The sequence below is a fragment of the Nocardiopsis sp. CC223A genome, assembly GCF_030766825.1.
In the GTDB taxonomy this organism is placed as follows: Bacteria; Actinomycetota; Actinomycetes; order Streptosporangiales; family Streptosporangiaceae; genus Nocardiopsis.
Genome location: NZ_JASFDV010000008.1, coordinates 73,499 through 97,082, shown reverse-complemented (window position 1 = coordinate 97,082; position 23,584 = coordinate 73,499). Strand labels below are relative to the sequence as shown.

General features: G+C 73.0%; 21 protein-coding genes and 3 tRNA genes. 10 read left to right on the top strand and 14 right to left on the bottom strand.

Annotated features, from left to right (window positions below):
• The first annotated feature begins 73 nt into the window (after positions 1-73).
• Positions 74-952 carry an EI24 domain-containing protein gene (locus QJS33_RS05240; RefSeq protein ID WP_306366701.1) on the top strand — a complete coding sequence of 293 codons (879 nt, stop codon included), beginning with the start codon at positions 74-76 and terminating at the stop codon, positions 950-952.
• A 57-nt stretch (positions 953-1,009) separates the two neighbouring features.
• Here QJS33_RS05240 and QJS33_RS05235 read toward each other — a convergent pair whose 3' ends face one another.
• The 4 genes from QJS33_RS05235 to QJS33_RS05220 form a co-directional block, all read right to left on the bottom strand.
• Positions 1,010-2,137 (bottom strand): D-alanine--D-alanine ligase family protein, encoded by a 1,128-nt coding sequence (locus QJS33_RS05235; protein ID WP_306366700.1) that lies wholly within the window; start codon positions 2,135-2,137, stop codon positions 1,010-1,012.
• Positions 2,138-2,198: 61 nt separating this feature from the next.
• Positions 2,199-3,407, bottom strand: coding sequence for a PLP-dependent aspartate aminotransferase family protein (locus QJS33_RS05230; RefSeq protein ID WP_306366699.1), 1,209 nt, complete (start codon positions 3,405-3,407; stop codon positions 2,199-2,201).
• A 12-nt stretch (positions 3,408-3,419) separates the two neighbouring features.
• Entirely contained in the window at positions 3,420-4,472 is a 1,053-nt protein-coding gene (locus tag QJS33_RS05225) for an NAD(P)H-dependent glycerol-3-phosphate dehydrogenase (protein ID WP_306366698.1), read from the bottom strand.
• A gap of 2 nt (positions 4,473-4,474) precedes the next feature.
• Positions 4,475-5,290 carry a 1-acyl-sn-glycerol-3-phosphate acyltransferase gene (locus tag QJS33_RS05220; RefSeq protein ID WP_306366697.1) on the bottom strand — a complete coding sequence of 272 codons (816 nt, stop codon included), beginning with the start codon at positions 5,288-5,290 and terminating at the stop codon, positions 4,475-4,477.
• Positions 5,291-5,487: 197 nt separating this feature from the next.
• Here QJS33_RS05220 and cofC point away from each other — a divergent pair, with 197 nt between their 5' ends.
• Entirely contained in the window at positions 5,488-6,174 is a 687-nt protein-coding gene (gene cofC, locus QJS33_RS05215) for a 2-phospho-L-lactate guanylyltransferase (protein ID WP_372339591.1), read from the top strand.
• A gap of 307 nt (positions 6,175-6,481) precedes the next feature.
• Here cofC and QJS33_RS05210 read toward each other — a convergent pair whose 3' ends face one another.
• The 3 genes from QJS33_RS05210 to leuC form a co-directional block, all read right to left on the bottom strand.
• Complete coding sequence (locus QJS33_RS05210) at positions 6,482-6,763, bottom strand: HU family DNA-binding protein (RefSeq protein WP_087096568.1); 282 nt, start codon at positions 6,761-6,763, stop codon at positions 6,482-6,484.
• Positions 6,764-7,115: 352 nt separating this feature from the next.
• Positions 7,116-7,709 carry a 3-isopropylmalate dehydratase small subunit gene (leuD, locus tag QJS33_RS05205; RefSeq protein ID WP_306366696.1) on the bottom strand — a complete coding sequence of 198 codons (594 nt, stop codon included), beginning with the start codon at positions 7,707-7,709 and terminating at the stop codon, positions 7,116-7,118.
• 32 nt (positions 7,710-7,741) lie between these two features.
• Positions 7,742-9,148: a 3-isopropylmalate dehydratase large subunit gene (gene leuC, locus QJS33_RS05200; RefSeq protein WP_306366695.1), complete on the bottom strand. Its 1,407-nt coding sequence runs from the start codon at positions 9,146-9,148 to the stop codon at positions 7,742-7,744.
• A 126-nt stretch (positions 9,149-9,274) separates the two neighbouring features.
• Here leuC and QJS33_RS05195 point away from each other — a divergent pair, with 126 nt between their 5' ends.
• The 5 genes from QJS33_RS05195 (at position 9,275) to QJS33_RS05175 (ending at position 14,757) form a co-directional block, all read left to right on the top strand.
• A complete protein-coding gene (locus QJS33_RS05195; protein ID WP_277615513.1) occupies positions 9,275-9,958 on the top strand; it encodes an IclR family transcriptional regulator in 684 nt (227 codons plus the stop codon).
• 203 nt (positions 9,959-10,161) lie between these two features.
• On the top strand, positions 10,162-11,877 hold the full coding sequence (locus QJS33_RS05190) for an SDR family oxidoreductase (protein WP_306366694.1): 1,716 nt from the start codon (positions 10,162-10,164) through the stop codon (positions 11,875-11,877).
• 59 nt (positions 11,878-11,936) lie between these two features.
• The gene (locus QJS33_RS05185) at positions 11,937-12,872 is read left to right on the top strand and encodes a metal-dependent hydrolase (RefSeq protein ID WP_306366693.1); all 936 of its coding nucleotides are present in this window, start codon (positions 11,937-11,939) and stop codon (positions 12,870-12,872) included.
• A gap of 32 nt (positions 12,873-12,904) precedes the next feature.
• On the top strand, positions 12,905-13,972 hold the full coding sequence (locus tag QJS33_RS05180; RefSeq protein WP_372339592.1) for a 2Fe-2S iron-sulfur cluster-binding protein: 1,068 nt from the start codon (positions 12,905-12,907) through the stop codon (positions 13,970-13,972).
• A 173-nt stretch (positions 13,973-14,145) separates the two neighbouring features.
• A complete protein-coding gene (locus QJS33_RS05175) occupies positions 14,146-14,757 on the top strand; it encodes a TetR/AcrR family transcriptional regulator (protein ID WP_306366692.1) in 612 nt (203 codons plus the stop codon).
• A gap of 103 nt (positions 14,758-14,860) precedes the next feature.
• On the opposite strand, the gene QJS33_RS05170 is transcribed toward QJS33_RS05175, so the two are convergent.
• The 6 genes from QJS33_RS05170 to QJS33_RS05145 all read right to left on the bottom strand — a co-directional run bounded on the left by QJS33_RS05170 (position 14,861) and on the right by QJS33_RS05145 (position 18,764).
• Positions 14,861-14,936, bottom strand: a tRNA-Glu gene (locus tag QJS33_RS05170).
• A gap of 120 nt (positions 14,937-15,056) precedes the next feature.
• A tRNA-Glu gene (locus QJS33_RS05165) sits at positions 15,057-15,132 on the bottom strand.
• 50 nt (positions 15,133-15,182) lie between these two features.
• Positions 15,183-15,254, bottom strand: a tRNA-Gln gene (locus QJS33_RS05160).
• A 174-nt stretch (positions 15,255-15,428) separates the two neighbouring features.
• The gene (gltX, locus tag QJS33_RS05155) at positions 15,429-16,874 is read right to left on the bottom strand and encodes a glutamate--tRNA ligase (protein WP_306366691.1); all 1,446 of its coding nucleotides are present in this window, start codon (positions 16,872-16,874) and stop codon (positions 15,429-15,431) included.
• Between the two features lie 70 nt (positions 16,875-16,944).
• Positions 16,945-17,871: a GDSL-type esterase/lipase family protein gene (locus QJS33_RS05150; protein WP_306366690.1), complete on the bottom strand. Its 927-nt coding sequence runs from the start codon at positions 17,869-17,871 to the stop codon at positions 16,945-16,947.
• A 92-nt stretch (positions 17,872-17,963) separates the two neighbouring features.
• The gene (locus QJS33_RS05145; RefSeq protein ID WP_306366689.1) at positions 17,964-18,764 is read right to left on the bottom strand and encodes a fumarylacetoacetate hydrolase family protein; all 801 of its coding nucleotides are present in this window, start codon (positions 18,762-18,764) and stop codon (positions 17,964-17,966) included.
• A gap of 260 nt (positions 18,765-19,024) precedes the next feature.
• On the opposite strand from QJS33_RS05145, the gene QJS33_RS05140 reads away from it, so the two are divergent.
• The 3 genes from QJS33_RS05140 to QJS33_RS05130 all read left to right on the top strand — a co-directional run bounded on the left by QJS33_RS05140 (position 19,025) and on the right by QJS33_RS05130 (position 22,072).
• Complete coding sequence (locus QJS33_RS05140; RefSeq protein ID WP_306366724.1) at positions 19,025-19,795, top strand: DUF3152 domain-containing protein; 771 nt, start codon at positions 19,025-19,027, stop codon at positions 19,793-19,795.
• 50 nt (positions 19,796-19,845) lie between these two features.
• Entirely contained in the window at positions 19,846-20,286 is a 441-nt protein-coding gene (locus QJS33_RS05135; protein WP_306366688.1) for a Rieske (2Fe-2S) protein, read from the top strand.
• Between the two features lie 70 nt (positions 20,287-20,356).
• Entirely contained in the window at positions 20,357-22,072 is a 1,716-nt protein-coding gene (locus QJS33_RS05130; RefSeq protein ID WP_306366687.1) for a hypothetical protein, read from the top strand.
• A gap of 68 nt (positions 22,073-22,140) precedes the next feature.
• On the opposite strand, the gene QJS33_RS05125 is transcribed toward QJS33_RS05130, so the two are convergent.
• Positions 22,141-23,541 (bottom strand): ABC transporter substrate-binding protein, encoded by a 1,401-nt coding sequence (locus QJS33_RS05125; RefSeq protein ID WP_306366686.1) that lies wholly within the window; start codon positions 23,539-23,541, stop codon positions 22,141-22,143.
• Between the last annotated feature and the right edge of the window lie 43 nt (positions 23,542-23,584).

Here is a 23,584-nt window from a genome sequence, read left to right as displayed (position 1 = left end):
CCCCGGCCGGGGACGGTTCGGGGTGAGCCGGGCCGACTGGCAGGTGCGGGCGGGATTGCCCTAATGTTCCAGCGTGGCCAATCCCAATCCCGTTCGTGAAGTCCTCGGCGGAGTCGGCGCGCTGGCGCGCGGCTTCGGCCTGCTGCTGCGCAGACCGCGTCTGTTCCTCCTGGGCGCGCTCCCCGCCCTGATCACGTCGCTGCTGTTCCTGGCGCTGTTCGTGGTCCTGGTGGTGAACCTGACCGACCTGGCGGCGTGGGCGACCCCCTTCGCCGACGGCTGGGACGAGGTCTGGCGGAACCTGGTCCGCGGTGCCGTCGCCGTCGGTGCGCTGGCCGGGACGGTCCTGCTGATGGTGGTCTCGTTCACCACCGTCACGCTGGCCCTGGGCGCGCCGATCTACGACAAGATCACGGACCTGGTCGAGCAGGAGCTGGGCAACGCCCCCGCCGACTCCGACGAGTCGGTCTGGTCGTCGCTGGGCCGGGCGGTCCGCCAGTCCCTGGTGATCGTCCTCGCCTCGCTGCTGGTGACGGTCCTGGTGTTCGTCATCGGGTTCATCCCGGTGGCCGGCCCGGTCATCGGCTCGGTGCTGGCCGCCCTGCTGGGCGGGTGGCTGCTGGGCATCGAGCTGGTGGCGGGCTCGTTCGACCGGCGCGGGTTCCTCACCATCAAGGAGCGCCGCAAGTGGATGGGCACCCGGCGGCCGCGGGTGCTGGGGTTCACCGTCCCCACGTACCTGCTGCTGGCGATCCCGTTCGTGGCGGTCGTGGTGTTCCCGGCCGCGACGGCGGGCGGCACCATCCTGGCCCGGCAGCTGCTGGGCGTGCCCGAACTGCCCCGGGGCGCCGACCGCCCGGCCCCGGTCCCGCCGGTCGCCCCGCCCCCGCACGGACCTTCCCAGGCCGCCCCGCCGCAGGGGCACCCGCAGGTACCGCCCCCGGGGGCCTGACAGACGCGGAAAAAAAGGGGGGGCGGCCCGTGCGGGCCGCCCCCCCTTTCGCGTGTGTCAGCGCAGCCCCGGCGAGCGCCGCAGCGCCGTCGTGATCATCCGGTCGACCAGCGCCGCGTAGTCCAGCCCCGTGGCCGCCCACATCTGCGGGAACGCCGACGCCGGGGTGAACCCGGGCATCGTGTTCAGCTCGTTGACGAGGACCTCGCCGTCCTCGGTGTAGAAGAAGTCCACCCGGGCCAGCCCCTCGCAGCCCATCGCCTCGAACACCTCGGCGGCCAGCCCGCGCAGCCGCGCCGTGACGTCCTCGGGGATCTCCGCGGGGATGGTCAGCCCGCTGCTCGACAGGTACTTGGCCTCGAAGTCGTAGAAGTCGAAGCCCTCCGCCACGTGCACCTCGGCCGGGAAGGACACGTCGGGGGTGCCCCCGTCCTCGGACTCCAGCACACCGCACTCGATCTCGCGGCCGACGACCTGGGCCTCCACCAGCACCTTGGGGTCGTGTTCGCGCGCCGCCTCGACGGCCGCGACCACCGCGTCGGTGTCGGAGGAGTCCCTCACCCTGCTGATGCCCACGCTGCTGCCGGCCCGGGCGGGCTTGACGAACACCGTCGTGCCCAGCTCGGCGATGTCGTCCAGGACCTTCTTGCGCTCGGTGCGCCAGCGCCGGTCGGTGATGGCCACGTAGTCGCTGGTGGGGATCCCGTTGCCGGTCAGGATCGCCTTCATGAACACCTTGTCCATGGCGGCGGCGCTGGAGAACACCCCGGCGCCCGCGTAGCGCACGCCCATCATCTCGAACAGCCCCTGGATGGTGCCGTCCTCGCCGAAGGGGCCGTGCAGCAGCGGCAGCACCACGTCCACCTCGGCCAGCCGGGAGGGCCCCTCGGCGGGGTCCACGACCATCAGCTGCCCGGCGGAGTCGAACGGCAGGGCCAGGTCCCTGCCGCCCTCCTCCGACACGGTCGGCAGGGCCTTGGTGCCCTCCTCGATGCGCAGCCGCTCGGGGTCGCCGGAGGTCAGCACCCAGTTGCCGGTCTTGGTGATGCCGACCGGCACGACCTCGTAGCGGTCGTGGTCGATCACCGACAGGACGCTGCCCGCGGTGACGCAGGAGATCTCGTGTTCGGAACTGCGACCGCCGAAGACGACGGCGACCCGGATCCTTCGCTGCTCGGACGACATGGTGCTGACCCTTTGTACTCGTTGCCGGAAGCGGCCGGGGTTCTCCCGGCCTGCTCGTGTGTCAGTTGCCCCCGAGGGCCGCCAGGGCGTCCCCGATGAGGTCCTGAGGGTCCTCCAGGCCGATGGAGAACCGCACTGCACCCGGTGAGATGCCGGCGGCCGCCAATTCGACGTCGTTCATGTTCCGGTGCGACGTGGAGGCGACGTGACCGGCGAGGGTGTGGGTGCCGCCCAGGGAGGCGGCGATGGTGGCGACCCGCAGGCGGTCGGCGAAGGCCATCCCCGCCTCCCACCCGCCGCGCGGGTGGACGGTGACGACGGCGCCGTACCGTCCGGGGTCGAACAGCTTGGCGGCCAGCGCCGCCTGCGGGTGCGAGTCCAGGGACGGGTGGTCGACCCGCTCCACCAGCGGGTGGTCCTGAAGCGCGGCGGCGAACAGCGCGGCGGTCCCGCACTGGCGCTGCACCCGCAGCGGCAGCGTCTCCAGGCCCCGGTGCAGCAGGTACGCCTCGTCGGGGGCCAGGCAGGGCCCCAGGTCCACCCGCGCCGACCGGATCCGGTCGATGAAGGAGGGTGCGGCCACGGCCACGCCGCCGGTGGTGTCGCTGTGCCCGCCGATGTACTTGGTGGCCGAGTGCACCACCACGTCGGCCCCGTACTCCAGGGGCCGGCACACCGCCGGGGAGGCGAAGGTGGAGTCCACCACCAGGGCGGCCCCGGCCTCCCGGGCGATCTGGGCCAGCCCGGGCAGGTCCGAGACGGTCATGGTGGGATTGGACAGGGTCTCGGTGAACAGCACCGCGGTGCCCGGCCGCACGGCCTCGCGCACCGCGTCCAGGTCGGTGATGTCGACGAAGTCGGTCCGCACCCCGAACCGGCGCAGCAGCCGGTCCAGCAGCGAGTAGGTGTTGCCGTAGATGGACCGCGACGCCACCACGTGCGAGCCCGCCTCGGTGAGCGCCATGAACACGGTGCTCAGCGCACCCATCCCGGAGGCGAACGCCTGGCCGCGCACCCGGTCGGGCAGACCCGCGCCCTCCAGCGCCGCGACCGCCTCGGCGAAGGCGTCGACGGTGGGGCTGTCGATGCGGGCGTAGGAGTAGCCCTGCTGCGCCCCGGACAGCACGTCGGCGTAGTCCTGGGAGGTGTCGAAGGCGTAGGTGGTGGCCCGGTGGACCGGCATCCGCATGGGGCGCTCGGCGGGGACGGCCGCGGACGGCGGGGAGACCGCCCGGGTGTGCTCGCCCCCGGCCGCGGGTGTGTACGACATCGCTGCTCGCTCTCAGACCCCGTAGCGCTCGGGCTTGGCACTGCGCGCCATGAAGGCGACGAGTGCCTCGGCGGGGCTCAGGTCGTGGTGCATCATCTTGACGACGGCCTCGGTGATCGGCAGGTCGACCCCGCGGGCCCAGCCCAGTTCCAGGACCGACTCGGAGGACTTGACCCCCTCGGCCGTCTGCCGGGTCTCGGCGATGACCTGCTCAAGGGTCTTGCCCTTGCCCAGTTTCTCACCGAAGGTCCGGTTCCGCGACAACGGCGACGAGCATGTCGCGACGAGGTCGCCCATGCCGGCCAGTCCGGACAGGGTGTGCTCGTCGGCGCCCAGGGCCACCGCCAGGCGGGTCGTCTCGGCCAGGCCGCGGGTGATGAGCGACGCCTTGGTGTTGTCGCCGAACCCCATCCCCTCGGCCACGCCCACGGCCAGCGCGATCACGTTCTTCATGGCGCCGCCGATCTCCACGCCCACCAGGTCGGTGCTGGTGTAGGGGCGGAAGTACGGGGCCTTGAACAGCCCCTGGAGGCGCACCGCCGTCTCCTCGTGCGGGCAGGCGACCACGGCGGTGGCGGGCTGGCGCTCGGCGATCTCCCGGGCCAGGTTGGGGCCCGAGACGACGGCGATGCGCTCGGCGGGCAGCTCCAGCACCTCGGCGATGATCTGCGAGGCGGTCAGGTGGGTGCCCAGCTCCACGCCCTTCATGAGGCTGACGACCACCGCGTCCTCGCGCAGGTGCCCGCGCCACTGCGCCAGGTTGTCCCGCAGCGACTGGGTGGGCACCGCCAGCACGACGACCTCGGCCTCCGCCAGCGCCTTGGCGGCGTCGGTGGTGGCGGTCAGCCGCGGGTTGAGGGTGACGCCCGGCAGGTAGTCGGGGTTCTGGGAGGTCTGGTTGACGGCGTCGACCACCGCGGCCCGCCGCCCCCACAGGACGACCTCCGCGGCGGGGGCGGCCGGGTCCCGGGCCCGGTCGGCGGCGTCCGCGATGACGTTCGCGAACACGGTGCCCCACGACCCGGAGCCCAGGACGGCGATCCGCACGCTGTCGTTGCCCGTCACCGTCACTCCGCCGCACCCTTCGCCGTGTCGCCGCCGGTCTCCCCGCCGTCCGAGGCGGCCTTCTTCCTCTTCTCCGCCTCTTCCAGGCGCGCGCGCTTGAGGTCGTAGCGCACCGCGGGCGGCCGCTCGCCGCGGATCTGCGCCTGGAGGGCGGTGATGTCGTCCATGATCGCGTCGGTGGCCTCCTTGAGGACCGTCGCGGTCAGCGGCTTGCCCTTGAAGCGCTCCAGGTCCACCGGCGGGCCCGCCAGGAACTCCAGGCGCTTGCGCGGGAACAGGCTCGGCTTCTTGGAGCCGTAGGGCAGGATGTGCTGCTCGCCCCAGTGGGCCACCGGGACGACGGGGACCCCGGTGGTCAGGGCCAGCCGGGCGACGCCGGTCTTGGCGCTCATCGGCCACAGGTCCGGGTCCCGGGTGCAGGTGCCCTCGGGGTAGAAGATCACCGACGCGCCGTCGCGGGTGAGCGCCAGCTCGGCCTCCTTGAGTGCCTTGACCGCGTCGGTGGTACCGCGCTTGACCGGGATCTGGCCCGTGCTCTTGGCGACCGACCGCACCACGGGGATCTTCATGACCCCGTCCTTCATCGTGAAGGTGGGCCAGCGGCGGGCCCCGATGTAGAGGAAGTGCGCCACCGTCAGCGGGTCCGTCAGCGACAGGTGGTTGGCCGCGATGATCACGCCGCCCCGGGCCGGAACGTTCTCGGTGCCCTTCCAGTCCGGCTTGGTGACGAACCACAGGACGAGGCGGACGATGCGGGAGACGACCGCCTTCACCCACCGCGATTCTCGTTGCTTGGCCTTGGCCACGGGACTCCTCATTCCATCGCTCCCGGGTCCCTACCGGACCTCGAAGCACAATCGGTTCAGTTTAGGACGCTCCCGACCCCACTCCCGCTCCGCAGGAGCCCGCCCGTCACCTTCAACGGACGACCTACGGCGCAGTGCCCTGCGCTGCGCCTCCCGTGAAGCCCTACCCTCGTCACTGTCGTGGCCGTACGAGCGCCCCGGGGGAGAACGTGGCCGGCGTCGGAGAGCGGGAGAGGGCCGCGGGCCCTGGAGTGCGCTGGTCCCTGATCGTCCCAGTCAAGCACCTCGGGCTCGCCAAGTCGCGCCTGGCCCCGGCCCTGGGACCGGGGCGCGAGGGGCTGGCCCTGGCGTTCGCCTGCGACACCGTGGCCGCCGCGCTGGCCTGCCCGGCGGTGGCGGAGGTGTTCGCGGTCACCGACGACCCGCGGGCCGGCTCGGGGCTGGCGGCGCTGGGCGCGGCGGTGGTGACCGGGGAGCCGGGCACCGGCCTGAACCCGGCGCTGGAGCACGGGGCGCGCGCGGCCCGGCTGCGGGCGCCGGGTGCGGGCGTGTGCGCGCTGTCGGCGGACCTGCCCGCGCTGCGCCCGGCGGAGCTGGGCCGGGTGCTGGCGGCCGCGGCCGGGCACGGCCGGTCGTTCCTGGCCGACGCCCCCGGGGTGGGGACGACCCTGTTCGCGGCGACGCCGGGGCACCGGTTCTCCCCCGCGTTCGAGGGCGCCTCACGGGAGCGGCACCTGGCCGCCGGGGCACGGGAGCTGCTGCTCCCGGACGTGGAGTCGGTGCGCCGGGACGTGGACACCCCCGCCGACCTGGCGGCGGCGCTGGAGCTGGGTGTGGGCCCGCGCACCCGGGCGCTGACCGCCGCGCTGCTCCAGCACGACCGCGGAGCCCCCTGACGCCCCGCCCGCCTGTACCTGCCCTGGCCCTCCACCCCGCCCCGGCCCGCGCTCGGACACCCGGAGAACGGGGATGCGGGTTTCAGGGAGCACGGTGGCCCTACGCCCATGTCCTCGACCGCCCGTCGCCCACCGCCGCCCTCAAGGACGGCCTGCGGCACTTCCCTCCCACGGATGGCGTGCGGCCACGGACTCCCCCCGCTCCCGGCCTCCGGAGACCCCGTGGGCGCCCTCGCCCCGGACACGACTCCGCCCGGGTCCGTGTGGACCCGGGCGGAGCGCGGTCACGGTCGAATCTGGACCGTACCTACTTCTTGTCCCCGTTGACGAGTGCCTTGAAGTCGGCGCCGGCCCGGAACTTCGGAACGAAGCTCGCGGGAACGTCGATGGTGGCACCGGTGGCGGGGTTGCGAGCGGTGCGCGCGGCACGCTCGGACTTCTCGAAAACACCGAAGCCGGTGATGGCGACCTTGTCGCCCGACGCCACGGTGGCCTGAATGGTCTCAAGCACAGCGTTGACCGCTTCGGTCGCGGTCTTCTTGTCTCCGAGTCGGTCGGAGATCGCGTCGATCAGGTCACGCTTGTTCATAAGGTTCCTCCGGTTCCCCCTTGCTCGCACGAAATTAGGGGACGCAGAGGCCCTTGCACAAATACAAACGCCTGCGGCTAGGGCGTGTCGGGCCCGGTCCGACCTGCGCGGTCACTCTCCGGGACGGCTCCAGCGGCCCCGCGGAGGCACCGCGGCGAGCCCCTTTTGCCCCTCTCTGTGATCCTCAAATGCCTATGTATAACCGGATTCCGGGCGAGCGGTGGACCCCGTTCACGGATACGGGAAGCACCGCAGTTCGGTCACGCCACGTAAAGGTAAAATATTTGGGGGCCGGCGGGTGCGCTGCATCACACAGCCCCGCCGACCCCCGTCCCGTAAGGGGTTCGGACCGCTACAGGGTCACCGGCAGCCACGGCTTGCGCCGCTCCTCGAACTCCGTGATCGCGTCCGTGTGACGCAGAGTCAGCCCGATGTCGTCCAGGCCCTCCAGGAGACGCCAGCGGGTGTAGTCGTCCAGCTCGAACGCCTCCTGCACACCGGCCCCGGGGGCGCGCACCTCGCGCTCCACCAGGTCCACGGTGATCTCGGTGGCCGGGTCGGCCTCGACGGCCTTCCAGAGCCGTTCGATGACCTCCTGCGGCAGCAGCACGGTCAGCAGGCCGCCCTTGAGGGAGTTGCCCCGGAAGATGTCGGCGAACCGGGAGGACAGCACGGCCTTGAAGCCGTAGTCCTGTAGCGCCCACACGGCGTGCTCGCGGGACGAGCCGGTGCCGAAGTCGGGCCCGGCCACCAGCACGGACGCGCCCTGGTGCTCGGGGCGGTTGAGGACGAAGTCGGGGTCCTCGCGCCACTCGGCGAACAGGCCGTCCTCGAACCCGGTGCGGCTGACCCGCTTGAGGTAGACGGCGGGGATGATCTGGTCGGTGTCGACGTTGCTCGCGCGCAGCGGCACGGCCCGACCGGTGTGGACGTTGAACTTCTCCATGGCAGGTCTCCTCCTGTCGTGGTCGGGCGCGGCTACAGGTCGGCCAGGTCGGCGGGCGAGGACAGCGTGCCGCGCACCGCGGTGGCGGCGGCGACCTGCGGCGACACCAGGTGGGTGCGGCCGCCCTTGCCCTGGCGTCCCTCGAAGTTGCGGTTGGAGGTGGAGGCGCTGCGCTCGCCGGGCTTGAGCTGGTCGGGGTTCATGCCCAGGCACATGGAGCAGCCCGCCTCGCGCCATTCGGCGCCGGCCGCCTCGAAGACGGCGCCCAGGCCCTCGGCGTTGGCCTGCTCCTTGACCCGCATGGAGCCGGGGACGACCAGCATCCGGACGCCGTCGGCGACCTTGCGGCCCCTGATGATCTCGGCGGCGGTGCGCAGGTCCTCGATGCGGCCGTTGGTGCACGAGCCGAGGAAGACGGTGTCCACCCGCACCTCGCGCATCGGGGTCCCGGCCTCCAGGCCCATGTAGGCCAGGGCCTTCTCGGCGGCGGCGCGCGCGGAGGGGTCGTCGTAGGAGGCCGGGTCGGGCACCGCGGCGTCCAGCGGCACGCCCTGGCCCGGGTTGGTGCCCCAGGTGACGAACGGGCTGAGCTCGTCGGCGTCCAGCACCACCTCGGCGTCGAAGACCGCGCCCTCGTCGGTGCGCAGGGTCTTCCAGTGTTCGACGGCGGCCTCGAAGTCGGCGCCCCGGGGGGCGTGCGGGCGGCCCTGGATGTAGTCGAACGTGGTCTGGTCGGGCGCGATCATCCCGGCCCGGGCGCCCGCCTCGATGGACATGTTGCACACGGTCATGCGGGCTTCCATCGAGAGGGCCTCGATGGCCTCGCCCCGGTACTCCAGGACGTAGCCCTGGCCGCCGCCGGTGCCGATCTTCGCGATGACCGCCAGGATGATGTCCTTGGCGGACACGCCCGGCCTGAGCGTTCCGTTGACCGTGACGGCCATGGTCTTGAACGGGGCCATCGGCAGGGTCTGGGTGGCCAGCACGTGCTCGACCTGGCTGGTGCCGATACCGAAGGCCAGCGCGCCGAACGCGCCGTGGGTGCTGGTGTGGCTGTCGCCGCAGACGATGGTCATGCCGGGCTGGGTCAGGCCGAGCTGGGGGCCGACCACGTGCACGACGCCCTGCTCGATGTCGCCCATGGGGTGCAGGCGGACGCCGAAGTCGGAGCAGTTCTTGCGCAGCGTCTCGACCTGCTTGCGGGAGACCGGGTCGGCGATGGGGGCCAGCAGGTCCATGGTGGGGACGTTGTGGTCCTCGGTGGCGATGGTCAGGTCCGGACGGCGCACCGAGCGGCCGGCCAGCCGCAGGCCCTCGAAGGCCTGGGGGCTGGTCACCTCGTGCACGAGGTGGAGGTCGATGTAGAGCAGATCCGGCTCGCCCTCGGCACGTCGGACGACGTGCTCCTCCCAGACCTTCTCGGCCATCGTGCGTGCCATGGGCGATCGCCTCTCTCCTGCGTACCGTTGCGCGGACTCTGACTTGCATTCCATATTTCGAGACGGCAATATCAAGTCATGGACAACTCTAGCTCATCCAGCGGCGTCGGAGTACTCGATAAGACGATGTCCGTTCTGGACGCCCTGGAATCCGGACCGGCCTCCCTGGCCCAGCTGGTCCAGATCACCGGCCTGGCCCGGCCCACGGCCCACCGGCTGGCGGTCGCCCTGGAGCGGCACCGCATGGTCTCCCGGGACAGCCAGGGACGCTTCGTGCTGGGCCCGCGCCTGGGTGAGCTGTCGATCGCCACCGGGGAGGACCGCCTGCTGGCCGTGGCCGCGCCGGTCCTGGTGCAGCTGCGCGACCTCACCGGGGAGAGCGCCCAGCTCTACCGCCGCCAGGGCGACGTGCGCGTGTGCGTGGCCGCCTCCGAGCGCACCAGCGGCCTGCGCGACACCGTGCCGGTCGGCAGCGAGCTGCCGATGAACGCCGGGTCGGCGGCGCAGGTGCTGCTGGCCTGGGAGGACCCGGACCGCATCCGCCGCTCCCTGGTGGGCGCCCGCTTCACCGCGGCCAGTCTGGCCCAGGTCCGGCGCCGCCGCTGGGCCCAGAGCGTGGCCGAGCGCGAGCAGGGCGTCGCCTCGGTGTCGGCGCCGGTGTCCGGCCCGGGCGGGCGCGTGATCGCCGCGGTGTCGGTGTCGGGACCGATCGAGCGCCTGACCCGCTCGCCGGGGCGCATCCACTCGCAGGCGATACTGTCGGCCGCCGAGAAGATCAGCGAGTCCCTGCACAGCGTCGAGGCCCACTGACCCGCGCGCCCCGCCCCCCGGCGGGCACATCCCCCACAGCGAACACGACCCCGTCCGGCCCCACCGCCGGGCGGGGTCTCCCGTGTCCGGGCGCCGTCCGGAGAATCGGGGCCCATCCGCGGAGGCTTATTGACATGTTGTCTAACATGACGCAATGTCTCATAAGAATGTGACCGGGGACACCACCCCCTGAGGAGACCCGAGTGCACCAGTACGTCACCGCCACGGACGGCCAGCGCCTGGCCGTCCGCGCCACCGGACCCGCCGACCGCCCGGTCCTGCTGCTCGTCCACGGCTACCCCGACAACGCCTCCGTCTGGGACGCCCTGGTCGAGGAGCTGGCCGGGGAGTACCGGATCGCCGCCTACGACGTGCGCGGCGCCGGACGCTCCACCGCCCCCGACACCCGCGCCGGGTACCGGATGGACCAACTGGCCGCGGACGCCGTCACCGTCGCCGACGCCGTCAGCCCGGGCAGGCCGGTCCACCTGGTCGGCCACGACTGGGGGTCCATCCAGAGCTGGCACGCCGTCACCGAACCCCGGTACGCGGACCGGTTCGCCTCCTACACCTCGATCTCCGGGCCGGACCTGGACCACGCCGGGCACTGGTTCCGCTCGGCCCCCGACGGCCTGCGCGCCGTCCTGCGCCAGAGCGTCCGCTCCGGCTACATCGGGTTCTTCCACACCCCGCTGATCCCGGAACTGGCCTGGCTGACCGGACTGGGCGGGCTGGCCCTGGCCGGAATGGAGCGCGTCGGCGGCGGCCCGGCGCGCCCGGCCCGCCGCACCACCCGCGACTACGTCAACGGCCTGGCGCTGTACCGGGCGAACATGATCCCCCGGCTCACCCGCCCGGCCGAGCGCCGCACCGCGGTCCCGGTCCAGGTACTGGCTCCCGCCAACGACGCGTTCATGGTCGAGCAGATCCAGTCCAACGCCGGGCGCTGGGTCGACGACCTGCGCTTCCACCGCTTCCAGGGCGGCCACTGGTCGCTGCGCTCGCGCCCGGGAGCGGTCGCCGACCGGCTGCGCTCCTTCGTCGAGGAGGTGGAGTCCGGCGCGCCCCGGCCCCGCCGCTCCCCCGCGGCCGCCCGCCGCCACGGCGGCGCCTTCGCCGGGCAGGTCGCGGTGGTCACCGGGGCGGGCAGCGGCATCGGCCGGGCCCTGTGCCTGGAGCTGGCCGAACGCGGTGCCCGGGTGGTCGCCGTGGACGTCGACGGCCCGGCCGCCGAGCGCACCGCCGAACTGTGCGCCCTGCTCACCCCGGGCGCCGCCGCCCAGCGGGTGGACGTCACCGACGCCTCGGCCGTCGACAAGCTCGCCACCCGGGTGCGCGAGGAGTACGGGGTGCCGGACCTGGTCGTCAACAACGCCGGGATCGGCGCCGCCGGGCCCCTGTTGGAGACCCCGATCGCCGACGTGGAGCGCCTGGTCGACGTCAACCTGTGGGGCGTGATCCACGGCTGCCGCGCCTTCGCCCCGATGATGGTCGAGGCCGGAGGCGGCGGCCGCATCGTCAACACCGCCTCGGCCGCCGCCTACCTGCCCTCGCGCATGTACGGGGCGTACTCGGCCACCAAGGCCGCCGTGCTGGCGCTCAGCCGCTCCCTGCGCGGCGAACTCGCCCCCTCCGGCATCGGCGTCACCGCGGTCTGCCCCGGCCTCATCGACACCGGGATCATCGGCGCCACCAGCCTGTCGGGGGTCTCGGAGGCCCAGGAGGCCAGGGAGCGCCTGGCCCGGCTGTACCGCCGCCGCGGCTACACCCCCGAGAGGGCGGCCCGCCGCATCGCCGACGCCGTCGCCGACGCCCCCGACATCCTCCCGGTGGCCGCCGAGGCCCACATCGGCCTGTACCTGTCCCGGTTCGCCCCGGCCGCGGTCCGCGCCCTCGCCAAGGCCGGTCTCCCGGTCTGAGCACACCCCCGTCACGTCCCCCTTCCCATCGGCCACGGCCGCAGTACTGGAGGCTGCACATGAGCACCGACGCGACACCCGCCCCCCTGGACGAGCCCGACCGCCTCGTCCTGCACGCCCGCGACGTCCACTTCGACTGGAGCGCGCTGGACCTGCACTGGATCCCGGACGAGCCGTTCGCCACGCACGTCATCAACGTGCTGCACCTGCTCCTGCCCGAGGGCGAGCGCTGGTTCGTCGAGGTCTTCAAGGAGGCCCTCCCCCACATCACCGACGATCGGCTGCGCGAGGACGTCCTGGGCTTCATCGGCCAGGAGGCGGTGCACGCCGAGGCGCACGCGGGCGTGCTCGACCACATGGACGCCCACGGCCTGGACCCGACGCCGTACGTGGAGCAGGTCGCCTGGATGTTCCGGATCGTGCTGGGCGACCGCGACCTGCCCCCGGACCTCGCCCGGTCGTGGCTGTTCACACGCCTGGCGATCATCGCGGGCATCGAGCACTACACAGCGGTGCTGGGCCAGTGGGTGCTGGACGCCGGGGAGCTCGACGCGGCGGGGGCCGACGAGACCATGCTGGACCTGCTGCGCTGGCACGGGGCCGAGGAGGTGGAGCACCGGGCCGTCGCCTACGACCTGTTCATGCACGTCGATGGCGGCTACCCGCGCCGGGCCGTGGCCATGCTCGTCGCCGCGGGCGCGCTGGCCACACTGTGGGTGCGCGGGGTGCGGTTCCTCATCGCCAACGACCCCTACCTCAGGGGCCGCGTCGGGGGGCGGCGGCCGCGGGCGTCCTGGGCGCTGCGCGACGGCCGCCGCGGGCTGATCCCGCACCTGGGCCGCCTGGCCCGGGCCGTGCCCGAGTACCTGCGCCGCAACTACCACCCCTCGCACTACGGCTCCACCGCCCAAGCGGTCGCCTACCTCGCGGTCTCCCCGGCCGCCCGGGCCGCCGAGGCCGCCGAGCAGCTCGCGGAACAGAAGGGGAGGCGGTGAGCGCCCCGGAGGGGCCCCGGCACCGGCCCCGGATCAAGCACAGCACGGAGTACTACGCGGACCCGCGCCCGCCGGTCTCGCTGTTCACGGGCCGGGGCCCGGACCGCTACATGCGGGGCCTCGAAGCCCTGGCCGCCCGGCTCGTCCCGGCCCTGGGCCGGCTGGGGCCCGGGCACCCGCCGCTGCCGCCCGCCCCGGAGCTGCGGGTGCGGGTGGCGTCGGTGGCGCACCCGGCGCCCGACGTCGCCGAGGTCGTCCTGGTCCCGCAGGGGCCCGGACCGCTGCCGGCCTGGCAGCCCGGCCACCACGTGGACCTGGTCCTGGACCCGGCCACCGTGCGCCAGTACTCGCTGTGCGGCGACCCCCGCGACCGGTCCCGCTACCGGATCGCGGTGCGGCGCATCCCCGGCGGGGCCGGCTCGGCGCGGGTGCACGCGCTCGGGCCCGGGGACGTCGTCGGGCTGCGCGGGCCGCGCAACGCCTTCCCCTTCGCCCGGGCGGAACGGTACCTGTTCGTCGCGGGCGGGATCGGCATCACCCCGATCCTGCCGATGGCGGCGCACGCCCACCGCGCGGGCACGCCCTTCCGCATGGTCTACACGGGCCGTTCCCGGGAGAGCATGCCGTTCCTGGACGAGCTGCCCGAGGGCGCGATCGTGCGGCCCGACGACGAGTTCGGGGTCCCCGGCGCCGACGACCTGGTCGGCGGCCTCGCGCCGGGCACGGCCGTGTACGTGTGCGGTCCGCCGCCGCTGATCGCCGCCGTGCGCTCTGGGGCGGGCGCGCGCAACCCGGTGTTCTCCGAGCGCTTCTCCCCGGCGCCCGTCGTGGACGGGCGGCCGTTCGAGGTGCAGCTGGGCGAGGGCGGCCCCGTGGTGGCCGTGCCCGCCGACGAGACCGCGCTGGAGGTGGTGCGCCGGGTGCGCCCGCAGACCGCCTACTCCTGCCGCCAGGGGTTCTGCGGTGCCTGCCGGGTGGGGCTGCTGCGCGGCGAGGCCGACCACCGGGACCGGCCCACCGGCGGCTCCCCGCGCGGCGGGGAGTTCGCCCTGTGCGTCTCCCGCGCCGACGAGGGCACACGCATCATCGTGGACATGTGAGGACAGGCGACCGCCGGTGTCGGCGGTCGGCGGTAGGTTCGGGGTAGGCATCGAGGAGCTTTCGGGAGGTCGTCACCACGGTGGTGTCCCACAGGACCGACCGTCACCGGGCGCGGGTGGCGGATTCGGAGCCCTCGGCGAACCAGCCGAGGCCGGGGCGTCGGCCCCGCCGCATGGCGCCGCACGAACGCCGGGAGGACCTGATCCGGACGGCGCTGGGCGTGTTCGCGCTGCGCCCGCCCGGAGAGGTCACCCCCGAGGACATCGCCGAGGCCGCGGACGTGTCCCGCGCGCTGGTGTACCGCTACTTCCCGAACATGGCGGAGCTGCGCCGCGAGGCGCTGGAGCAGGCCATGTCCGAGCTGCTGGAGCGGCTGGTGCCACCCCCGGACCTGCCGCCGCTGGAGCAGCTGCGGGGCTCCCTGGTCCGGTTCATCGAGTTCGCCGACTCCTATTCCCCCGCCTACGTCGCACTGCTGCGCGGCGGCTCGGTGATCGCCACCGAGGAGACCGAGGCGGAGATCGACCGGGTGCGCGCGGGGGTGCTGGCGCTGATCCTGGACCGCATCGGCCCGCGGTCGCCCTCCCCGTCGGTCCTGCTGGCGTTGCGCTGCTGGATCTCGGCGGTGGAGACCGCGGTGATGCTGTGGTTGCCGGAGCGCGGGCACACCGCGGAGGAGCTGGCGGACTGGCTGCTGAAGCAGCTGGTCGCGATGGTCTCGGCCGCCGGGGCACCGGAGGAGGAGCTGAACGTGTCGGCCTTCCGGGTCGCCCCGCGGGCCTGACCCCGGGGCCGCCCGGTGACCGCCGGGGAGGGCACGGCCCGCCGCCGCGGGCTCCCGTCGGGAACGCCGAAGGCCCCGCCCTGGCGGGCGGGGCCTTTCGTGCTGGTACCCCCGAGCGGATTCGAACCGCCGTTACCGCCTTGAGAGGGCGGCGTCCTAGGCCACTAGACGACGGGGGCCTGAACTGCTTCCGCGGTGATCGGTGCGACACCGACCCCTACGATACCCGGTCGAACCGGACACCGGTGACGAACACCGGCCAGAAAGAAGCCCCCCACGATGGTGGGAGGCGCTCCCTGTGGTACCCCCGAGCGGATTCGAACCGCCGTTACCGCCTTGAGAGGGCGGCGTCCTAGGCCACTAGACGACGGGGGCGCGTGCCGGGCCCTTCGGACCCGATGGCCCGAGCTCTCACTCGGACTGCGCTGGGGTACCAGGACTCGAACCTAGACTAACTGAACCAGAATCAGTCGTGCTGCCGATTACACCATACCCCAGTGCTCTGGGAGGACCCGGTCGGCTTTCCGCTTCCCTGTCCCCCTCGGCGACGTGGATAACTCTAGCGGAACTTCAGAGTGCTCGCGAACCGAAAACGGGGTGGGGGGTCCGTGACCCCGACCACCCCGTTTCTCGCCCCCCTGAGCAGGGGGTCCACACCTTCGGCGGGGTCCTCAGACCTGCTCGGCCGGCCCCTGGGAGCGCAGCTTCTCCAGGGCCGCGGCCACCCGCGCCAGGACGCGCTCGCGGCCCAGCAGCTCCAGGGACTCGAACAGCGGCAGGCCGACGGTCCGGCCGGTCACCGCGACGCGCACCGGCGCCTGGGCCTTGCCGAGCTTGAGGCCCAGCCCGGCACCGGTCTCCTCGGTGGCGGCCTTGAGCGCCTCGGCGTTCCACTCCAGGGCCGGGTCGGCGAAGCGCTCCAGGGCGGCGGCGAGCATCTCCTCGCCCACCCCCGGCTTCATGGCCTTGGACCAGCTCTTCTCGTCCTCCACCGGCTCGGCGAGGAACAGGAAGTCGACGTTGGGCACGATCTCCGACAGCACCGCCACCCGGCTCTGGGCCAGCGGCGCGACCGCCCGGAACACCTCCGGGTCGTAGTCGGCGGCCGCCCACGGGGTGTCCTCCCCGGTCACCCAGGGGGCGCAGCGCTCGACGAACTCGTCCACACCGAGCGCCCGGATGTACTCGCCGTTGAAGGCGCGCAGCTTCTTCTCGTCGAAGAACGCGCTGGAGCTGTTGACGTCGTCGATGCGGAACAGCGGCACCATCTCCGACCACGGCATGATCTCGCGGTCGTCGCCCGGCGCCCAGCCCAGCAGCATCAGGTAGTTGACCATCGCCTCGGCCAGGTAGCCCTCCTCCTGGTAGGACTCCAGGGCGACCTTGTCACGGCGCTTGGACAGCTTCTTGCGCTGCTCGTTGACGATGACGGGCAGATGCGCCCACACCGGCGGGGTGTGGCCCAGCGCCTCCCACAGCAGCTGCTGCTTGGGGGTGTTGGACAGGTGCTCCTCGCCGCGGACGACCTGGGTGATGCCCATCTCGACGTCGTCGACCACGTTGGCCAGCACGAACAGCGGGGAGCCGTCGGCGCGGGCGATCACGAAGTCCTCGATGGCCGAGTGGGCGAACTCCACCCGGCCCCGGATCTTGTCGTCGACGACGGTGGGGCCGCCGTCGGGCACGCGGAAGCGCAGCGCGCGGCCGGGTCCGGGCTCCAGGCCGCGGTCGCGGCAGAAGCCGTCGTACCCCAGGTTGGGGTTGTCGCGGCGGGCCTCCAACTGCTCGCGGGTGCAGTCGCAGTAGTAGGCACGGCCGTTCTTGTACAGCTCCTGCGCCGTCTCGCGGTGCGCGTCGGCGTAGGAGGACTGGAAGTAGGGCCCCTCGAAGTGGGGGTCCGCCTCCTCGATGCCCAGCCAGGCCAGGGCGCGGATGATGCCCTCGGTCCACTCCGGGCGGTTGCGCGCGGCGTCGGTGTCCTCGATGCGCAGCACCATGCGCCCCTCGGACTGCTGCTGTGCCAGAGCCCAGTTGAAGAGCGCGGAGCGGGCGCCGCCGACGTGGAACATGCCCGTAGGGGACGGGGCGAAGCGGGTACGAATCGAAGTCTCGGTCACGCCTTCCAGGGTAGGGCCGAACAGAGCACACGGGCTCCGTGGTCCCTCCTTCGGCGTGCTCGGGAGGGGGTCACAGGGGTTCGGGGAGGGGGCGGGGGTAGGGCTCGCCCACGCCGTAGGACTCGGCGAGGGCGTCGGCGAAGGCCGCCGCGATCTTGATCTCGCCCCGCGCGTTGGGGTGGGTGCCGTCGTAGGTGTCGGCCGCCACGTCCCACTTCTCGCGCTCGGCGATGTCGATGCTGACCACCGGGGACCGGTCGGTGGACAGCTCACCGGCCAGGTCCCGGATGAGGATGTTGTAGGAGTACGTGCGCAGCGCGAACCCGGGGTCGTTGTCGGCGTAGGCGATGGGCAGCGCCTCGGCCAGGACGATCTTCACGTCGGGGTTGCCCTCGCGGGCGCCCTCGACGTACCGGCGCAGCCACTCCTCCATCTCCGCCATCTCGACCGGCCACAGCAGGTCGTTGACACCGATGAGGGCGCACAGCACGTCCGGCTCGTAGCGGCCGACCTCCTCCCCGATGCTGGCGGAGGCGTCGCGCAGGGTGCGGCCCCACACGGCGTTGTGGTCCTGGTCGAAGTCGGGGTCGCGGTACTCGACGGTGTCGGCGTCCCCGGACGCCGCCTCGGCGGCGGGATCGTCCGCGGTGGGCCCGGCGGAGGGCGAGGTCTCGTCGGTGGGCACCGGGACGATCATGTCGGTGGTGGCCGGATCGCTGTAGGGGCCGACGAAGTCCAGCCCGCCCACGGCGGGCTCCAGGTGGTTCCACAGGTGGTAGCGCCACGTCCGGTCGCCGTCGGCGCCCTGGGTCATGGAGTCTCCGGAGAGCATGACGCGCAGTGATCCGCTCATGGGTGTTTCAGCCTCCGCTGTGGGGTCGGTTCCGCGGTCGTCGGTACGTGTCACCCACAGGTAGCCGCCGCCGGCGACCAGGGCCAGCGCGAGGAGGCCGGCCAGGATCAGGGTGCCGGTGCGTCGGGACGGGGGGATGGCCACTTCGGAGCCCTTCCGGTGAGGCGTCGGGCGGCGGGGGCCGCCGTCCGGGGACGGTACACGGCCCGGCCGGGTCACGGCCGGGCCGGGGGACTTCAGTCCCGGGCGACGACCCGGTTGCTGATCGTGCCCAGTCGTTCCACCGTCACCGCGACCTCCTGGCCGACCCGCAGCGGCCCGACACCGGCGGGCGTGCCGGTGAGCAGGACGTCGCCGGGGAGCAGCGTCATGAAAGAGGTGACATAGGAGATCATGCCCGGGATGTCATGGATGAACTGTGATGTTCGTCCACTCTGCCGGACCTCGCCGTCCACGGTGGTGGTGACCGCCAGGTCCTGCGCCTCGTCGATGCTCAGCCCGGTGGTGATCCACGGGCCGATCGGGCAGAAGGAGTCGAACCCCTTGGCCCGGGTCCACTGCTTGTCCTTCTGTTGCAGGTCGCGGGCGGTGACGTCGTTGGCGACGGTGTACCCGAAGATGACGTCGGCGGCCCGCTCCCGGGGCACCTCGCGGCAGGGCCGGGAGATGACGATGGCCAGTTCGCCCTCGAAGTCGACCCGCTCGGAGACCGCCGGGTGGAAGATGGGGTCCGTGGGCCCGGCCACGGAGGTGGAGGGCTTGAGGAAGACCACGGGCTCCTCCGTGCTCTCGCCCGTGATGCCCTGCATCTCCGCGACGTGGTCGGCGTAGTTCTTGCCGATGCAGACCACCTTGGTGGGCAGGACCGGCGACAACAGGCGGACGTCGGTGAGCTTGGCCCGCTCACCGGTCAGTTTGATGTCGCCGAGCAGGGGGTGCCCGTTGAGCCTGGCGATGTACTCGTCGCCGCTGTCGGTATCGGTCTCCACGAGGCCGAACCCGACCTCGTCACCGGCCGCGAACCGTGCGATGCGCACCTGTTGTCCTCCCAGATCGACACGTTTGCGCTTGAAGGTTATCCGCGCCCGCCCCCGACGGCACGACGGCGGTGCCGCACCTTCGCCTTGGCCTTCGGAACGGTCGCGGTCATGGCATGCTGGATCCGTCGTCCGTTACTGAGAGGTGCCCCGTGCCCACGTCCGCTCCGTCCCCGGGAGGCCGTCGCCGCCGATCCCGCCGGTACTCGGCGGGACTCGCCCTCGGCCTGTGCCTGGTCTCGGGCGCCGCCACCGTGCTGATGGTCAGCGTGCCGCCGCCGCTGGAGGATTCCGGCACCCCCGCGGGCGCCTCCGGCCCGGTCGGCGACGGGGTGCCCGACGACGCCGAGGCCCCGCCGGCGGCCAGCGCCAGCGGCCGGACCGAAGAGGCGCCCGCGCCGTCCTCCCCTGCCCCACCCGCGGAGGAGGCGGAGGAGGAGAAGGAGGACGACGAGCCGGTGCTGCTGCGCTCGGTCGTGGAGGAGGTCGACAGCGCCGACGGCGAGTTCTCCGTGATGGAGGGCGAGGGCGACGTCATGGGCGAGGGCCCGGTGACGACGTTCGCGGTGGAGGTCGAGCAGGGCCTGCCCGGCGCGGACGAGGACTTCGCCGAGGCCGTCGAGCTGATCCTGGGCGACCCGCGCAGCTGGGGCGACGACGGGGAGCGGGCGATGCAGCGGGTGGACGGCGACGACGCCGACATCCGGGTCATCCTCGCCGCCCCCGACACGGTCGACCGCATGTGCGCGCCGCTGCGCACCAACGGCTACGTCTCCTGCGCCAACGGCAACCGGGCCATCATCAACCAGAACCGCTGGGTGTCCGGGGTCCCGCACTTCGACGGCGACCTGGAGACCTACCGGATCTACCTGATCAACCACGAGGTGGGCCACACCCTGGGCCACGGCCACGTGTTCTGCCCGGGGCCGGGCGAGACCGCCCCGGTGATGCAGCAGCAGACGCTGGACCTCCAGGGGTGCGAGGCCAACGGCTGGGTGCACCCGGACAACGACCCGCCCGGGGACGAGTGACGGGTCCCGAACGGAACAGAGAGGCCGCACCCGTGAACATCCCTTCCCCGGTGAACAGGCGGGCGGCCCTGGGCGTGGCCGCGGGCGCGGCGGTCACCGGCGCCGTCGCCGCCTGTTCGGGCCCCGCGCAGGACTCCGGTGCCCCGGCCTCCGGGAACGATCCGACCCCCGGGACCGATCCGGCGCCCGCGCCCTCTCCGGAGGAGTCCGTGGCCACCGTCGAGGAGGTGCCGGTCGGCGGGGGCGTCGTCCTGGCCGGGGCCGCCGTGGTCCTGACCCAGCCGGAGGCGGGCGAGTTCCGGGCGTTCTCCACGACCTGCACCCACGAGGGCTGTCCGGTGGACGAGGTGGTCGGCGATGAGATCGTGTGCCCGTGCCACGGCAGCCGGTTCTCCATCGCCGACGGCTCCCGGACCGCCGGTCCGGCCTCCGACCCCCTGGAGGAGTACCCGGTGACCGTCACCGAGGAGGGCGGTCTGGTCGTCGGCTGACGGCGGGGCGAACCGCGGCGGGCGCGGGGGGATCCCATCGCCGACAGCGACCGGCACAGAAGGACCACCGATGACGTCTTCCGCAGCACGATCCTGGGCCGAGTCACAGGCCGGGGCGTTCTCCCTCTCCCCCGCCGCCACCGACCTGCTCGAAGAGCTGTACACACCGGCCCTGCCCGCCGCGGCCGCGAACTTCGAGCACGAGCTGACCGGCCTGTCCGGGCCGCCCCGTCCGGTGTGGGGGACGGCGGGCCGACGGCCGGTGACCGACCTGGACCTGCTTCTGGAAGGGTGGGACGAGGACACCCTGCGCAGGGTCCTGGTGTGGTCCCGGGCGACGATGCCCCCGGATGCGCGGGTCACCGGCTCACCCGCGGCCCGGCCGCATCCGGTCTGCTCACGGCACTGGGCGTTGCAGGACCACTTCGCCCGGTCGGCCCTGGGCTGGGACGGCGAGACCCTGCCCGCGCTGATCCGCACCCTGACACTGGGCTGGAGCCCTCCGGACCTGCCGGTGGGCGCCTGCGTACGCGTATCGCCGGCCCTCTCGGCCGCCTCGGCGGACGCCGTCCGCGAGGCGGCGGCGCACCTGGGCGCCCGGCTTCGATCCACACCCGGCGGCGACCGGGAGCGGGAGCGGGCGCACCACAGGCTGCTGGAGATCCTCACCGCCATGGGTGAGCCGCCGGCCTCCCTGGAGGTCCTGGCCTACCGGGATGACCGCTTCTTCGAACGGCTCCGCGCGAAGCACCCGGATCTGCTCGCCGACCCGGGGCTGACCGGGTTGGTCGTCCACTGCCTCCAGCCCTTCCACGGGCACGCCTGGGAGGCGGGCCTGCCGCTTCGGCTCCGTGCTTTCAAGGACCTCGACGGGGCTCTGCGCGAGTTCCTGGAAGCGGCTCTGGACCTTCCCGAGGTCCCGGTGCCGGTCCCGGTGTTCACCGATGCGGAGCGGTCGGCGCACCTGCACGCGAAGCACGTCCCGCCCCGGGCCGCGGACCACCTCACCCCGCACGCCCGGCACCTGCTGGAGGGGGTCGCAGCGGTGCTGCCGCACCTGGACCGCACCCCCGGGTGGGCGGTGGACCTGCTGCACCGCCTGGCCCTGCGGCTGGGTGCCGGACACGGGCCGCGGGACTCGCACGCCGCGCGCGGTCTCGTCTCGGTGATCGAGCGGATGGGCGGTCAAGAGGCCCTGGCGGCACTGGTCGACCTGCACGCGGAGTTCCGGGAGAGGGTCTCGGTGAAGTACGTCGGGGCCTCGCTGTCCCGTACCGCCGAACGGATGGGCCTGTCCGCCGCCGAGACCGCGGAACGCACCGTGCCCGCGCACGGGCTCGGCCCCGACGGCACCCGCACCGAACGGGTCGGCGACCACGGCGTCACCATCGCGGTGACGGAACAGGGCGCGGCCCTGCGGTACACCGGCCCCGACGGCAGGACCGGCCCCCGGGCCCCCAAGGTCCTGGCCGGGGAGCACCCCGGAGCCCTCAAGGACGTCAAGGACCGGGCGGCGCGCGTCCGGAAGACCTTCAGGGCCGAACAGGAGCGCCTCGACGCCCTCGGAGACCACGCCCCCGGGCTCGGTACCTGGGTCTCCCGCTACCTGGAGCACCCGGTCACCGGGCCGATCGCCCGCGGCCTGTCCTGGGCGGTGGACCCCGACGGCCGGCCCGGCACCCCCGAACGCGACGGCGGCCACTGGCTCCTGCGCGCCGAGGACGGCGGGGTCCTCCTGCATACCGCCACGGCCCCGCCCGCGACCCGGGTGCGGCGCGCGCCCTGACCCGCCCGCCCCGGGTACGGCCGTGGGCCGGGGGAACGTCCCCCGGCCCACGGACCCGAACCGGGCGGTCAGTCCTCCACGGAGGCGTTGTACTCCTCGATGGGGGTGTTCAGCCGGTCGGCGGCCTCGGCCATCGCGTCCTCGGCCGGGGTGTCACTGGTCAGGGCGGTCTCCCAGCCCTCCTCCGCGGCGGCGCGGGCGTCCGCCATGACGCCCATCATGCAGCCGGCGGTGTTCTCGTTGATCTCGGAGTCGGCGAGCTGGGCCGCGGCGACGGAGAACTGCGGGAACTCCTCGGCCCGCTCCTGCGCCTCGGGGCCGTCGTAGCCCTCGGTGTTGACGGACAGGTAGCCGGTCCCGGCGTGCCAGGTCGACTGGGACTCGGGGGTCAGCAGGAACTGCACGAACTCCCAGGAGGCGCGGACCTCCTGCTCGCTGTGGCCCTCGCCGTTGATCCACAGGGAGGCGCCGCCGATGATCGAGCCGCCCGGGTCGCCCGCCTCGACGAGCGGGAAGTACCCGGCGCCCACCTCGAAGTCGGACTGCTCGATGAAGCCGCCCAGCGAACCGGTGGACTCCAGCGTCATCGCGGCCCGGCCGGAGGTGAAGGCGGCCTGGGCGTCGTCGGTGTTGCGGCCGATGTGGACGGCGAGCTCGTCGTCGACCATGCCCTGCCACCACTCGATCATCTCCACGACCTTGGGGTCGTCGTAGAGGACCTCGGTGGCCCGGCCACTGCGGCCGTTGGCGTTGTCGCAGTAGGGGACCCCGGCGCGGGCCATGAACTGCTCGACGAACCAGCCGTAGGTGGCGGCGCCGAACCCGTACTGCACGACGGTGCCGTCGTCGTCGCGGACGGTCAGCTCCTCGGCGGCCTCGCGGATCTCCGCGAGGTCGGTGGGCGGGGAGTCGGGGTCCAGGCCCGCCTCCTCGAACGCGTCCCGGTTGATGTACATCAGCGGGGTGGAGTTGTTGAAGGGGAAGGACCGCAGTTCGCCGTCCACCGTGAAGTAGTTGAGCAGCGCGTCCTCGATCGGATCGGTGTCGTAGCCGTCCGCGTCGATGAAGGACTGGGCGGGCACGGTCTGCCCGGAGTCGATCATGAACTGGGTGCCCAGGTCGAAGATCATGATCAGCTCGGCGGTCTCGCCCTGCTGGATGGCCGCCCGGTGGGCCGCCAGGGCGGTGTCGTAGTCGCCCTGGAAGGAACCGGTGACCTCGATGCGGCCCTCGTTCTGGGCGTTGAACTCCTCGATGAGACCGTCGAGCACCTGCCCGTTGGTGGCGTCCATGCTGTGCCAGAACTCCACCTGGACCGCCTCGTCCAGGCCCTCCAGGACGTCGGCTCCGGGCGCGGTGAGGGTGCTTTCGCCACCGCCACCGCCGCCGGAGCAGCCGCTCAGGACCAGGCCGAGGCCGGTGATCAGGGCGGCGGCGCGGACCGCGTGCCGCCGGGGGGAGATTCTCATGCTTCGTCGCTTCCTCTGGTCGGTAGGGGGGACCGTCCCCGGG